Source organism: Nocardioides sp. REDSEA-S30_B4, from assembly GCF_001627265.1.
GTDB lineage: Bacteria > Actinomycetota > Actinomycetes > Propionibacteriales > Nocardioidaceae > Nocardioides.
Map to the genome: position 1 here is coordinate 61,214 of NZ_LUPI01000054.1, position 12,310 is coordinate 73,523.

The 12,310-nt window shown below is 71.3% G+C and carries 11 protein-coding genes and 1 other RNA gene; 1 reads left to right on the top strand and 11 read right to left on the bottom strand.

The window, feature by feature from the left end; all coding sequences use genetic code 11:
- Nucleotides 1-63: 63 nt before the first annotated feature.
- The 6 genes from ssrA to ftsE form a co-directional block, all read right to left on the bottom strand.
- Nucleotides 64-434, bottom strand: a transfer-messenger RNA (tmRNA) gene (ssrA, locus tag A6R01_RS11625).
- Nucleotides 435-454: 20 nt separating this feature from the next.
- Nucleotides 455-1,408, bottom strand: coding sequence for an amidohydrolase family protein (locus A6R01_RS11630; RefSeq protein WP_292606013.1), 954 nt, complete (start codon nucleotides 1,406-1,408; stop codon nucleotides 455-457).
- Nucleotides 1,401-1,880, bottom strand: a complete 480-nt coding sequence (gene smpB / locus A6R01_RS11635) for an SsrA-binding protein SmpB (RefSeq protein WP_292606015.1) — start codon at nucleotides 1,878-1,880, stop codon at nucleotides 1,401-1,403. Before smpB ends, A6R01_RS11630 begins: the two co-directional genes overlap by 8 nt.
- Nucleotides 1,853-3,148 carry a M23 family metallopeptidase gene (locus A6R01_RS11640; RefSeq protein WP_292606017.1) on the bottom strand — a complete coding sequence of 432 codons (1,296 nt, stop codon included), beginning with the start codon at nucleotides 3,146-3,148 and terminating at the stop codon, nucleotides 1,853-1,855. Before A6R01_RS11640 ends, smpB begins: the two co-directional genes overlap by 28 nt.
- A gap of 63 nt (nucleotides 3,149-3,211) precedes the next feature.
- A complete protein-coding gene (gene ftsX / locus A6R01_RS11645) occupies nucleotides 3,212-4,123 on the bottom strand; it encodes a permease-like cell division protein FtsX (protein ID WP_292606019.1) in 912 nt (303 codons plus the stop codon).
- A 64-nt stretch (nucleotides 4,124-4,187) separates the two neighbouring features.
- Nucleotides 4,188-4,877 carry a cell division ATP-binding protein FtsE gene (ftsE, locus tag A6R01_RS11650; RefSeq protein ID WP_292606021.1) on the bottom strand — a complete coding sequence of 230 codons (690 nt, stop codon included), beginning with the start codon at nucleotides 4,875-4,877 and terminating at the stop codon, nucleotides 4,188-4,190.
- A 214-nt stretch (nucleotides 4,878-5,091) separates the two neighbouring features.
- Here ftsE and A6R01_RS11655 point away from each other — a divergent pair, with 214 nt between their 5' ends.
- Entirely contained in the window at nucleotides 5,092-7,128 is a 2,037-nt protein-coding gene (locus A6R01_RS11655; RefSeq protein ID WP_292606023.1) for a fibronectin type III domain-containing protein, read from the top strand.
- A gap of 93 nt (nucleotides 7,129-7,221) precedes the next feature.
- Here the strand turns inward: A6R01_RS11655 and prfB are convergent, their stop codons facing one another.
- The 5 genes from prfB to A6R01_RS11680 form a co-directional block, all read right to left on the bottom strand.
- A complete protein-coding gene (prfB, locus tag A6R01_RS11660; protein WP_292606025.1) occupies nucleotides 7,222-8,337 on the bottom strand; it encodes a peptide chain release factor 2 in 1,116 nt (371 codons plus the stop codon).
- Nucleotides 8,338-8,395: 58 nt separating this feature from the next.
- On the bottom strand, nucleotides 8,396-8,851 hold the full coding sequence (locus A6R01_RS11665; protein WP_292606027.1) for a CAP domain-containing protein: 456 nt from the start codon (nucleotides 8,849-8,851) through the stop codon (nucleotides 8,396-8,398).
- Nucleotides 8,852-8,934: 83 nt separating this feature from the next.
- Nucleotides 8,935-9,588 (bottom strand): class F sortase, encoded by a 654-nt coding sequence (locus A6R01_RS11670; RefSeq protein ID WP_292606029.1) that lies wholly within the window; start codon nucleotides 9,586-9,588, stop codon nucleotides 8,935-8,937.
- Nucleotides 9,589-9,599: 11 nt separating this feature from the next.
- Nucleotides 9,600-10,754 (bottom strand): hypothetical protein, encoded by a 1,155-nt coding sequence (locus A6R01_RS11675; RefSeq protein ID WP_292606031.1) that lies wholly within the window; start codon nucleotides 10,752-10,754, stop codon nucleotides 9,600-9,602.
- Nucleotides 10,755-10,890: 136 nt separating this feature from the next.
- Nucleotides 10,891-12,252, bottom strand: a complete 1,362-nt coding sequence (locus A6R01_RS11680; protein WP_292606033.1) for a cation:proton antiporter — start codon at nucleotides 12,250-12,252, stop codon at nucleotides 10,891-10,893.
- Nucleotides 12,253-12,310 lie beyond the last annotated feature (58 nt).

Genomic DNA, 12,310 nt, shown 5'->3' on the forward strand with positions numbered 1-12,310 from the left:
TTGACGCGAAAACGAAACTGGCCCCGACTCGCACTGTTTGTGCAGGTCAGGGCCAGTTTACCGTGGTGGAGCTGCGGGGAATCGAACCCCGGTCCTCGAGCGTCGAACGAAGTCTTCTCCGGGTGCAGTTCGTGATGTCGCTTTTCTCGGCCCCGGGGCTGGCACGAACACCTCCCCGACGGGCTCAGTCAGGTTTGAGTCCCGGTCAGCCACCCTGACAGCAGCTGACAAGCAAGTCTCCTAGTCGACGCCTCGCACCGGGCCGGAGACGGATACCCGGGGAGACGCTTCGATCACCGCTCAGGCGGCGAGAGCGAAGGAACTGCGCTTAGCGTTGGCAGTTATTGGTTTCCAGCGATCGTTTACGAGATGACGCTGGCTCCTCGACCCGCTTCTCTTCGGACTAACGTCCCAAGTCGAAACCGATCAGCCCCTCTTGAGTTGTGCACCCATCCTAACGGCCCGGGTCCAGCGGGTATTCCGGCCCGGCCCCCACCAGCGCGGCCGCGTTGTGCCAGCACACCGTCCGCAGCCAGTCGTCGCCCAGCCCGAGCCGCTCCAGCGACTCCAGCTGGTGCACGTAGGGGTACGGGATGGTCGGGAAGTCGGTGCCCAGCAGCAGCCGGTCGCGCTGCCGATCCAGCCGGTCGAGCAAGCCGTCGGCGTACGTCGGTGGGCCGCCGTGCGCGTCGCCGAGCTCGAAGTCGGTGAACACCATCGTGGTGTCCAGCCGCACGCGCTCGAAGCGGTCGGCCAGGTCGAGGAACTCGGTGAAGTCCGGCGCGCCCATGTGCGCCACCACCATCGCCAGCCCCGGGTGCCGCTCGAGCACCCGCGCCGAGGACGAGTGGCCGGTGTAGTCGTTGCCGACCGGCGCGTGCCCCGCGTGCACGACCACGGGCGTGCCGGCCTCGGCGAGCAGCGCCCACGCCGGGTCCAGCGCCGGGTCGTCGAGGTGGAACTCCCCCACCTGCACGTGCACCTTCCAGATCTCCACCCCGGCGGCGATCCCCTCGGCGACGTACGCCGCCACGTCGTCCTCCGGGTAGAGCGTCGCCGACCACAGCGACTCGGGGACGTCACGCTTGAAGCCCGCCGCCCACTCGTTGAGGTAGCGCGCGATGCCCGGCCGGTGGGCGTAGGGCAGGGTCGAGAACCGGCGTACCCCGAGCGCGCGCAGCTGGGCCACCCGCTCCTCGACGCTACCGCGGTAGCGGATCGGCCACTCGCGCCCGAGCTTCGGGCCGGCGTTGTCGAACTGCTCCCAGACCTTCGCCTGCACCGGCGGCGGCAGGAAATGGGTGTGCACGTCGAGCAGCCCGGGCAGGCCCAGCCGCTGCCAGAAGGCGGTGGTGCGCTCGACCTCCTGCTCCCAGGTGAGCTCCTGGCCGAGGTCGGTGTCAGTCACGCATGCCCTTGAGCCGGCGCCCGACCTCGACCTCCACCTCGCGCTTGGCGGTGCGCTCGGCGATCGACTGCCGCTTGTCCCACGACTTCTTGCCCCGGGCCAGCGCGATCTCGACCTTGGCGCGCCCGTCCTTGAAGTAGAGCGCGAGCGGGACGACCGTCAGGCCCTTCTCGTTGACCCGGCGCTCGATCTTGTCGATCTCCTCGCGGTGCAGCAGCAGCTTGCGCTTGCGGCGCGCGGAGTGGTTGGTCCAGGTGCCCTGGGAGTACTCCGGGATGTGCACGCCGTGCAGCCACGCCTCACCGCGGTCGAGGTCGACGAAGCCGTCGACGAGGCTGGCGCGGCCCATCCGCAGCGACTTCACCTCGGTGCCCTGCAGGACCAGGCCGGCCTCGTAGGTGTCCTCGATGGCGTAGTCGTGTCGCGCCTTCTTGTTCTGCGCGATCATCTTCTGCCCCTGCTCCCTGGCCATCCCGCCATTCTCGCAGGGAGGCTCAACCGAGTTGGTGAGGGCGGGGTCTCGAGGCTCGGGCGTGGCCGCCCTCGCACCTCGACCAGCACATCCCTGCCGACGACCGCGCCGCGCGCGACCCGGTCGCCGACGTCGTACCGGTAGCCGTAGGCGTGGTTGTAGACCACCGTCAGCGACTTGCCGTTGACCCGGCCCAGGGAGAGGTAGAGGCGGTTGCCGTAGACCTCGGAGTAGTACTTCGCGATCACGGTGCCGGTGCCCGACGCCCTGAGCGGCTCGCGGCAGGCGACGCCGAAGTCGGTGCCGTCGTGCATGCCCCAGTACTTGTAGATCGGGTGCGTGCGGTAGCCGAAGGACGAGGTCACCGGCCCCGCGACGGGGCGCTGGAGGAAGCCCGAGGGCTGGGCGCTGACCGAGCTGCCGCGGGAGGCCCGAGCGGCGGCGAGGATGCGCTGCTTGATCCGCGCCTCCTGCCGCTTGAGGCGGTTGAGGGCCTTCTGGTCCTTCATCTTCACCGCGAACGCCTTGCGCCGGACCTCGGCGCGCGTGGTGGCCAGCTCGCGCACCTCGTCACGTACGGCGACGGCCTGGGCGGTCAGCCGGCGGATCTTCTCCAGGTGCTGGGCGGCCTTGCGGCGGTCGGACGCGACCTCCTGCTTGGCCGTCTGCACCTCGGTCTCCCGGGTCTGCAGCAGCAGCTCGGCGGCCTCGAGGTCGTCGTACATCCCGGTCTCGCGGCTCATGATCGCGCCGGTGGCCGCCTGCTGGCGGGTGAGGTCCTCTGTGGAGCGGCTGTTGAGGAAGCTGGTGATGGTGGCGAGCTCGGGGCTGCCCTGCATGTAGGAGTCGGCGACCCGGTCGCGCACGACCTGGTGCTGCGCGGCGAGCGCGGCCTGACCCTCGGCGAGATCGACGCGCGCCTGCTCGAGCCGGTCCTCGGCCTTCGCCAGCTTCTCGGCCATCCGAGCGTCGCGGGTGCGCGCGTGGTCGAGCCGCACCCGGACCCGGCTCAACCGGCCCTTCGCGCGGTCGAGGTCGGCACGCGCCGACTCGGCCTTCGCCAGCGCCTTGCGGGCGGCCTCGCTGGAGTGCTCCAGGTCGGCGGCGGCACCGTCGAGCTTCTTCTGGACCTTCTTCTGCTGGTCCTTCAGGTCGTCAGCGGCCAGGCTGAACTGGGCGGAGGGAACGGACATGGCGCCCAGCGCCAGGGCACCGGCCGCTGCGGCCGCTGCCAGGCGCTGACGGGAGGCGCTGGGGAAGAAGCGCACCGTGGTCTGCCTTCGAGCTTCGGGGAAGAGGTGGGAATGCGCCTCGACGTTACGGCGCTCGGGTCAGACTTTGACGTATTTGCGGGTCAGCAGGAGTGTCGGCACCAGCGTGATGACCGGTCCGGCGATGCCGACCACGCCCACGGCGTACGCCAGGTCTGCCCAGTCGACCAGAGGGAAGACGGTGAACCCGGAGTAGCGCTCGATGACGACGAACTGCTCGAACGCCACCAGCGCACCGGCGGCCAGCGCCACGCCGACCACCGCGGTGACCAGCGCCTCGAGGAGGAACGGCAGCGCGATGTAGAGCGTCGAGGCGCCCACCAGGCGCATGATCGCGATCTCCTTGCGGCGTGCGAAGGCGGCCAGCCGGATCGTGTTGGCGACCAGCAGCAGCGCCGCGAGCCCGAGCACGCCGGCGACGATGAGCGCCGCCCGCTGCAGCCAGTCGACGATGCCGGTGATCTGCCCGACGGTCTCGCGCTGGTCGACCAGGCGCGCGACACCGTCCAGGCCGACGACCGCACTGGTGATGCCCTCGAACTCGCGGGGGTCCTTCAGCGTGATCCAGATCGACTCCGGCAGGTCCTCGGGGCGCAGGATCGCGTTGGGCCCCTCGAAGCGGTCGGCCTCCTCGGGGCCGTAGAGCTCCTTGGTCTTCTCGAACGCCGTCTCCTGGGACTCGAAGCGGTAGCCCGCGACCTCCGGGCTGTCCTCGACGACCTTCACGATCGCCTTCTTCTGCGCCTCGGTGACCTCCCCCAGGCAGTCGGGGTTGTTGTCGTTCTTGCGGCACAGGTACGCCGTGATCTCGAGCTCGCTGCCGAGCTGGTCGTTGATGTGGTCGGTCTGCCTGTTCAGCAGCGCACCGAAGCCGACGAGGCTCAGCGACACGAACAGCGTCAGCACCACCGCGAGGTGCATCGAGGTGTTGCGACGCAGCCCCTGGCCGAGGTTGGAGAGGACGTAGCGCATGGAGGGCGGGAGCTCCTGGGTCTGGGCGGGTGGTTCCGGTGCGGGTGTCGGCTCGGCGAGCGGATCAGTGGGAGAAGCCGTAGACGCCGCGGGCCTCGTCACGCACCACGCGGCCGTGGTCGAGCTCGATGACGCGCTTGCGCATCTGGTCGACGATGCCGTGGTCGTGGGTGGCCATCAGGACGGTCGTGCCGGTCTTGTTGATGCGGTCGAGCAGCTTCATGATCCCGACCGAGGTGGCGGGGTCGAGGTTGCCCGTGGGCTCGTCGGCGATGAGGATCATCGGCCGTCCGACGTACGCGCGGGCGATCGCGACGCGCTGCTGCTCGCCACCGGACAGCTCGTCGGGCAGCCGGTCGGCGCGCTCCTGCAGCCCCACGAGCTCGAGGGTCTCGGGCACCAGGCGCTTGACCTCGCGCGGGGACTTGCCGGTGACCTGGAGGGCGAAGGCGACGTTCTCGGCGACGGTCTTGGACTGCAGCAGGCGGAAGTCCTGGAAGACGGTGCCGATCTGGCGACGCAGCCGCGGGACCTTCCAGCCGGCCAGGCGGTTGATCTCCTTGCCGGCGACGTAGACGCGGCCGGAGGTGGCGCGGTACTCGCGCAGCACCAGGCGCAGCGCCGTGGACTTGCCGGAGCCGGAGGCGCCGACGAGGAAGACGAACTCGCCCTTCTCGACGTCGACCGACACCTGGTCCAGCGCCGGGGCCCCGGCGCCGGGATAGGTCTTGGTGACCTTCTCGAAGCGAATCACCCGAGCGAGACTACGGGCTGACCCCAGCCGGACCCCGCTCCCCGGCCGCGTCGGGTCGATCACGTCGCGGGACGGGCACCCGGGCGCCGGGGCCGCGGTCCGTTCCCCAGCTGAAGACCTCGTGAAGCGGACCCGGTGCGCCGGCTCCGTCGATACCCTGAGGACCGCGCGCCCCTGCTCCCTCGGGCGCGCAGGCTGCTCGAAGGGAACACCGATGTCGCCGTCAGGCTCGAGGGTCGCCCGGAGCGCCCTGTCCACCGTCCTGCTCACCACCGCCCTGGCGCTCGGTGTCAGCAGCGCACCCTCGATCTCGGCGCCCGCGCCGGGTGGCCCGGCCTCCGACGGGCCCGGTACGGCGGCGCCGGACCTGCTGCCGCGCACCGTCGCCGGCCGTGAGGCGCTGCGGGTCGTGGGTGACGACCTCGCCGCCGTGGCCGAACTCAACGGACGCTCCCCCGCCGAGCTGCGCTCGATGCTGCTCGAGGAGCCGAGCCTGGTCCTCACACCGGCCGGACGCCTCGCCTACCGCGACGTGCTGGCCGACCGCTCGGACCCCAGCAGCAACCCGGCCCGGGCCACCTTCCCGGAGTCCCAGACCTTCTCGCTCCACAGCCGCCCGGGGAGCCAGCGCACGATCTTCCTCGACTTCGACGGCGCCGCCTCGTTCGGCTCCTACTGGAGCACCAGCACGGGCACCGTCGACGGCTTCTCCCTCGACGACGACCCCGGCTTCAACGCCGCCGAGCACGCGATCATCCAGGAGGTGTGGCAGCGGGTGTCGGAGGACTACGCCCCCTTCGACGTCGACGTCACCACCGAGGACCCGGGACAGGCCGCCATCACCCGGAGCGGGACCAGCGACCAGGTCTACGGAGCCCGCGCTCAGATCACCGGTGACGTGCAGGCGCATGCCGACCTGTGCGGCAGCCAGTTCTGCACCGGCATCGCCTACATCGGCGTCTTCGACGAGCCCCAGGAGCACGCCGCCCTGCAGCCCGCCTGGGCCTTCACGGCGTACTTCGACGACGCCGCCTCCATCGCCGAGACCGTCAGCCACGAGGTGGGCCACAACCTCGGCCTCGACCACCACGGCAGGGGCAGCGACGACTACTACGCCGGCCACGCCAACTGGGCGCCCATCATGGGCTCGGGTCTCAAGCCGGTCATCCAGTGGAGCAACGGCTCCTACTCCGGTGCCACCAACGGCGGCCAGGACGACCTGGCGATGATCACCGACACCAACCCCAACACCTTCGAGGGCGGGCTCACGCTGGTCGCCGACGAGGCAGGCAGCACCGTGGCGACGGCCGCCACGAGCGTGCCGAGCGCCGGGGCGCTGATCACCTCCCGCACCGACAAGGACGTCTTCGCCCTGGGCACCTGCACGGGCCCGGTCGCGGTGACCGCCTCGGCAGCACCCGTCAGCCCCAACCTCGACATCCGCCTGGACCTGCTGGACTCCGCCGGCACCGTCCTCGACACCGACGACCCCGCCTCCGACTTCGGCGACGGCAGCACCGCCGGCGGCATGGGCGCCGCGGTCTCGATCGACGAGGGCGCCGGCCGCGCGCTCTTCGCCCGGGTCGACGGCGTCGGCACCGGCAGCGTCGACACCGGGTACGACGACTACGCCTCGCTCGGCCGCTACACCCTCGACGTCACCTGCTCGGGCGGCACCACGGCCGACGTGCCCGGCCAGGTGAGCGGCCTGTCCGCGAGCTCGTCGGCCCCGACCACCGCGACCGCGACCTGGTCCGCGCCCGCCGACGACGGCGGGTCGAGCGTCACCGGCTACCGCGTCAGCCTCGTCGGCGGCGGCTCCACGCTCGTCTCCCCCGGCACGACCAGCCACACCTTCACGGGGCTCTCCCCCGAGACCACCTACACCGTGCAGGTGGCGGCGGTGAACGGCGAGGGCGACGGCCCGATCTCCAGCACCCAGGTCACCACCCAGGCCGAGGAGGTCGTGGAGCCCACCGACCCGCTGGCCGGTCCCACGATCAAGAAGGGCTTCTACAACCGCAAGGGCACCAAGCTCACGCTGAAGTGGAAGCCGGTCGACGACGCCGCCGGCTACCTCGTGGTCTTCACCAACCGGCGCGGGAAGGTCATGGACGTCTTCGACCAGGGCCAGCGGACCAAGGGCCGCATCGCGCTGCGCAAGGTCTCCAAGAAGGCCACGTTCGTGCAGATGGTGGCCTACGACCTCGACGGGAACATCGGGGACGACGGCAAGCGCTGGCGGCTCTGAGCCGACCGGCCCCAGTTGATCGGCTCAGTTGATCGGCTCAGCGATCGGCCCAGCGGCGTACCTGTTGGGCCGGGCCCGGCTCGAGGGTGAGGGTCAGGCGTCGGTCTTCTCGGCGCCTCGGCGCCAGCGGATGCCTGCCTCGAGGAACCCGTCGATCTCGCCGTCGAAGACCGGCTGCGGGTTGCCGGTCTCGTAGCCGGTGCGCAGGTCCTTGACGATCTGGTAGGGGTTCAGCACGTAGTTGCGCATCTGGTCGCCCCAGCTGGCGGCGACGTCGCCCTTGAGGTCCTTCTTGAGCGCGGCCTCCTCGGCCTTCTTCTTCGCCAGCAGCTTGGCCTTGAGGACGATCATCGCGGCGGCCTTGTTCTGCAGCTGCGACTTCTCGTTCTGGCAGGACACGACGATCCCGGTCGGGATGTGCGTGAGGCGCACGGCGGAGTCGGTCGTGTTGACCGACTGACCACCGGGGCCGCCGGAGCGGAAGACGTCGACGCGGACCTCGTTCTCGTCGACCTCGATCTCGTCGGTCTGCTCCAGCTGGGGCACGACCTCGACGGCGGCGAAGGAGGTCTGGCGGCGGCCCTGGTTGTCGAACGGGCTGATCCGCACCAGGCGGTGGGTGCCGACCTCGACCGAGAGGGTGCCGTAGGCGTAGGGCGCGTGGATCGCGAACTCCGCCGACTTGATGCCGGCCTCCTCGGCGTAGGAGACGTCGAAGACCTCGACGGGGTACTTGTTGCGCTCGGCCCAGCGGGTGTACATCCGCATCAGCATCTCCGCGAAGTCCGCGGCATCGACGCCACCGGCGCCGGAGCGGATCGTCACGATCGCCTCGCGGGAGTCGTACTCCCCCGACAGCAGGGTGCGGACCTCGAGGCTCTCGACCGCGGCCTTGATCTTGCCCAGCTCGCGCTCGGCCTCGGCGAGCGAGTCCTCGTCGCCCTCCTCGACACCGAGCTCGACGAGCACGCCGAGGTCCTCGATGCGGCCCTGGAGCGCCTCGAAGCGCTCGACCTGGCCCTGCAGGTCCGAGAGCCGGCCGGTCACGCGCGTGGCGTTGGCCTGGTCGTCCCAGAGGTCGGGAGCCGCGACCTGCTCGCCGAGGTCGGCGATCTCGGACTTCATCGCCTCCAGGTCGAGCACCTGCTCGATGGTGCGCATCGTCGCCTGGAGCTGCTTGATCTCGACGTCGTAGTCAGGGCCTGCCACAAGGGGGAAGCCTACGGCCCCGGCGTACGCCGGTCCTACTCGCGCCCCGGAGGGCGCCTCACTTCCGGCCGAAGACCTGCGCGAGGTACCACGTGCCGTCCTCGCTCTGCTTGGCGCCGACCCCGAGCAGGGTGAAGTCGCCGTCGAGGATGTTCCTGCGGTGACCGTCGGAGTCCATCCAGGCATCCAGGACGCCCTGCGGGGCCGTGAAGCCGACGGCGACGTTCTCCCCGACCTTGGTCAGACCGCACTTCTCGGCGATCGGCTCGAGCGCCTGGTGGAACATCCGCTCCTGCCGGGCCATCTTCCTGGCCTGCTTCTTCGCGAACCGCTTGACGCACGCGCGCTTGGCGAGCTTGTCCTTGTCGTGGTCCGCGCGGATGTCGTTGGTGAGCCGGTGGATGCCCTTCTGGAAGTTCGACGGGGTGCGCGCGCCCGCGGGCGCGGCGGTGAGCCCCACGCCCAGGAGAGGGGCGATGAGGAGGACGACGAGGAGACCCGAGAGGTGACGCATGCCCCCCAGGGTAGGAAGGGTCGGCGGCGATTTCCGAGCCCTCGGGCAATCTTTACGTCATCGCCACCAGGTGAGCCGGACGCTCAGGCGGGGCGGGCGACCACCACCACGTTGCTGCGGTACGCCGCTCCGTCCCAGTCCTCGCAGGTCAGCAGCACCAGGCGGGGCGGCCCGTCCTGGGCGAAGACCCGCTCGGCCTCGCGGGCCAGCTCGCCCTTGGCCAGGACGCGCACGCTGTCGACCACCCACCGCGTGCGGCTGCCCTCGCCCCCGACCACGACCCGGTCCCCGGGCTCGAGCATCTCGAGGTCGTCGAGCGCCCCTCCCCCGGTGTGCACCGTGTGGCCTGCCAGCAGGGCCCGACCCGGCTCGCCGGGAGCGGCGCCCCCGCCCCACCAGCCGACCCGCTGCGGGTCGGCCGGCGGGACGAGCACGTCACGTCGGGTGCCTACCGCGTCGACCTCGGTGTCGACGTCGAGCGCAGGGATGCTCAGCCGGGTGGGGTCACCCGGCCGGGAGGGCAGTCGCTTGGCCGGCGGTGGCGTCGAGGCCCGCATCGGCGTCCCGGTCGAGCCGCTGGAGCTGCTCGGGGTCGACGACACGCTCGCGGAGGGGTCCGAGGACGAGCCCGGCTGCTGCCACCACCAGAGAAGTCCGAGGACGACGAGCGACGCGGCGACCAGGGCCAGAGTTCCCGAGAGCCAGGACCGGCCCCGGTTGTCGGTGGCGGCCCGCACGCTGCCCGGCCTCAGCGACCGGCACGACGGGTCACCACGGCGGCCGCACCGGCGGCCAGGCCGAGGCCCAGCACCAGCAGCGCCCATGGCGAGCGGGCGAGATCACCGGCCCGGTCGAGGGCGGTGCCCTCGACACCCGCGTCGACCCCGGTCGGCACGGCGGAGCCGTCGGCCCCGGTGGTGCCGGCGGTGTCGCTGTCGTCGAGCGAGAGGGTCGTGCCCATCACGGCACCCTCCTCGCCGGTCTCGGCGTTGTCGAAGCCCTCGTCGGCCCCGGTCTCGTAGGAGGTGCCGGCGACGGCGGAGTCGTCGCCGTCCTCGCCGGTGCCCTCGTCCTCGGTGTCCGTGCCGGAGTCCTCGACCGTGCCGGGCTCGCAGTCCTCCACCCAGAAGACCTTGGTCTTGGTGTCGTTGCCCTGGCTGCGGGGCGTCGCCACGGTCAGCTTCACGTGGTAGCCCTGCTTCGGGTGCGGCTCGCCGTCGAAGGAGAGCGTGTAGGTCTCGCGCCCGTCGAGGCCGGTCTCGGTGCCGGCACCGGTGGCGCTGTCACCGCCCACGAACACCTCGGTGGGGCCGTCGACGCCCAGCGCCACGTCGGAGGTGGGCGCCTGCATGGCGAAGGAGACCTGCGAGACGACGTCGTCGCCCTCGTCGAAGCCGTACCACTCGACCTGGAACGTGCAGCCCGGGTGCGGGGTGTTGTTGGGGATGCGGTCGATCTCGCCGTACGGCGCGATCTTGACGGTGCCGTTGTTGCCGGCCGGATCCTGCTTCGCCTTGCCGGTCGCCTTGCCGGTCGCCTTGCCGGTCGCCGTGCCCTTCGAGGAGCCGTTGGACTTGCCCTCGGCCTTGCCGTTCGACTGGCTCTTCCCCTCGCCCGGGGACTTGCCGTTCGACTGGCCCTTCCCCTCGGCCGGGGACTTGCCGTTCGACTGGCCCTTCCCCTTGCCCTGGGACTTGCCGTTCGACTGGCCCTTCCCCTTGCCCTGGGACTTGCCGTTGGACTTCTTGCCGGGCTTGTCCGCCTGCGAGGCGGAGGTGCCCTGCTTGCCATTGCCCTTTCCGTTGCCCTGGTCGCCGGCGAGGGCGGCCACGGGGGTGGTGAGGACGAGTGCCGAGGCCACGGTGGCGGCGGCAAGAGGGCGCGCGAGGACGCGTCGAGACATGGGGGATCTCCTGAGGATGGTCGAACGGGGAGGGAGGCCTCTCGGCCACGGCGACAGCACCGTGCGGTGCAGCGCCGCGCGATCTCAGGTGTCCCCCACGGAGGTCCCGACTAACCACCCGGCCGGGTGAGACCCCTCACCCGATGGCCGCGTCCGCGGCCTCCGGCTCCCCCTCGGGACCCCGCCCCGGCGTCGGGGTGGTCCCTTGCGCGCGGCGGCACTCGAGCCGGCTCATCACCGGCCCTGCCGTGGCGCCGTGCACCACCACCGACAGCACGATGGTGAGCCCGACCGTCGACCACAGCCAGCCATCGCGGAAGTCGGCGACGTCGGCGCCGGCGTAGGCCAGGTAGTACAGCGAGCCGACGCCACGGACCCCGAAGAACGCGGTCGCGAACCGCTCGCGGCGGGTGAGCGTCCCGGTCCCCTCGGAGGGGGCCCGGACCGCCAGGGCGACCCACGCCGCCGCCGGGCGGATCAGTCCGACGACGGCGACCGCGACAGCGACCGAGCGCGAGTCCAGGTCCTCGAGCAGGCCACGCGTCAGCGCGATGCCGAGCGCCAGCAGCACGAAGAGGGTCAGCAGCCGCTCGAGCCGCTCGACGACCTGGTGCATGTCGCGGTGGTAGCTGTGGCGCCGTTCCGCCGCTCGGAACGTCATCGCGCAGGCGAAGACCGCGAGGAACCCGTAGCCCTGGGCAACCTCGCCGACGCCGTACGCCGTCAGCAGCGCCGCGACGGCGAGCAGCGGCTCCCCGCGCTCGGCGACGCGCAGCGCCGGATTGCCTGCCCGGAAGGCCACCCGCGCCAGGAGGTGCCCCACGAGCATCCCGGCGACGACACCGATGGCGGTCTTCCCGAGCAGCTCCCACGCGACCCAGCGGGCACCCCACTCGGTGACGGCGCCCTCGGTGGCGAGCAGGATCGCGGCGTACACGAAGGGGAAGGCGAGCCCGTCGTTGAGCCCGGCCTCGGAGGTGAGGGCGAAGCGGACCTCGTCGTCCTCGGTCTCCGACGCCACCTCCTCCTCACCCTCGGCGACCGTCGGCCCGCCGACCTGGACGTCGGAGGCGAGGACGGGGTCGGTCGGTGCGAGCACCGCGCCGAGCAGCAGCGCCACCGCGGGTGCCGCACCCAGGGTCCATCCGAGCAGGGCGACCGAGGCGATGGAGAGCGGCATCGCGATGCCGAGCAGGCGCCAGGCGGGTGACCAGGTTCGCCAGGAGGAGAGCCGCCGCAGGTCCAGCGGCCGGTCGATCGCCAGGCCGACGCCCATCAACGCGACGATCACGGTGAGCTCGGTGGCGTGCTCGATGAGGGCGCGGTTGTCCTGGGGGCCGATCGGCAGGTCCTCGGGCAGCGGCGTCAGCCCGATCAGCATGCCGGTGCCGATCAGCAGCATCGGCGTGGTCACCGGGGCACCGCGCAGCACCGCGGGCAGCAGCACCGCGAGGATCAGGCAGAGCCCGGCGACGAGATAGACGAGGTCGGCGCTCATGGCCCGAGGATGACCGACCTTGCGGTCGCGCAGTTCACCCGGGCGGCCGCGGTGGAGT

Bases quoted from the DNA above. Each gene is read 5' to 3' on its own strand.
- smpB (WP_292606015.1), bottom strand. From the start codon at position 1,880: ATGGCCAGGGAGCAGGGGCAGAAGATGATCGCGCAGAACAAGAAGGCG.
- ftsX (WP_292606019.1), bottom strand. From the start codon at position 4,123: ATGCGCTACGTCCTCTCCAACCTCGGCCAGGGGCTGCGTCGCAACACC.
- A6R01_RS11655 (WP_292606023.1), top strand. From the start codon at position 5,092: ATGTCGCCGTCAGGCTCGAGGGTCGCCCGGAGCGCCCTGTCCACCGTC.
- A6R01_RS11665 (WP_292606027.1), bottom strand. From the start codon at position 8,851: ATGCGTCACCTCTCGGGTCTCCTCGTCGTCCTCCTCATCGCCCCTCTC.
- A6R01_RS11675 (WP_292606031.1), bottom strand. From the start codon at position 10,754: ATGTCTCGACGCGTCCTCGCGCGCCCTCTTGCCGCCGCCACCGTGGCC.
- A6R01_RS11680 (WP_292606033.1), bottom strand. From the start codon at position 12,252: ATGAGCGCCGACCTCGTCTATCTCGTCGCCGGGCTCTGCCTGATCCTC.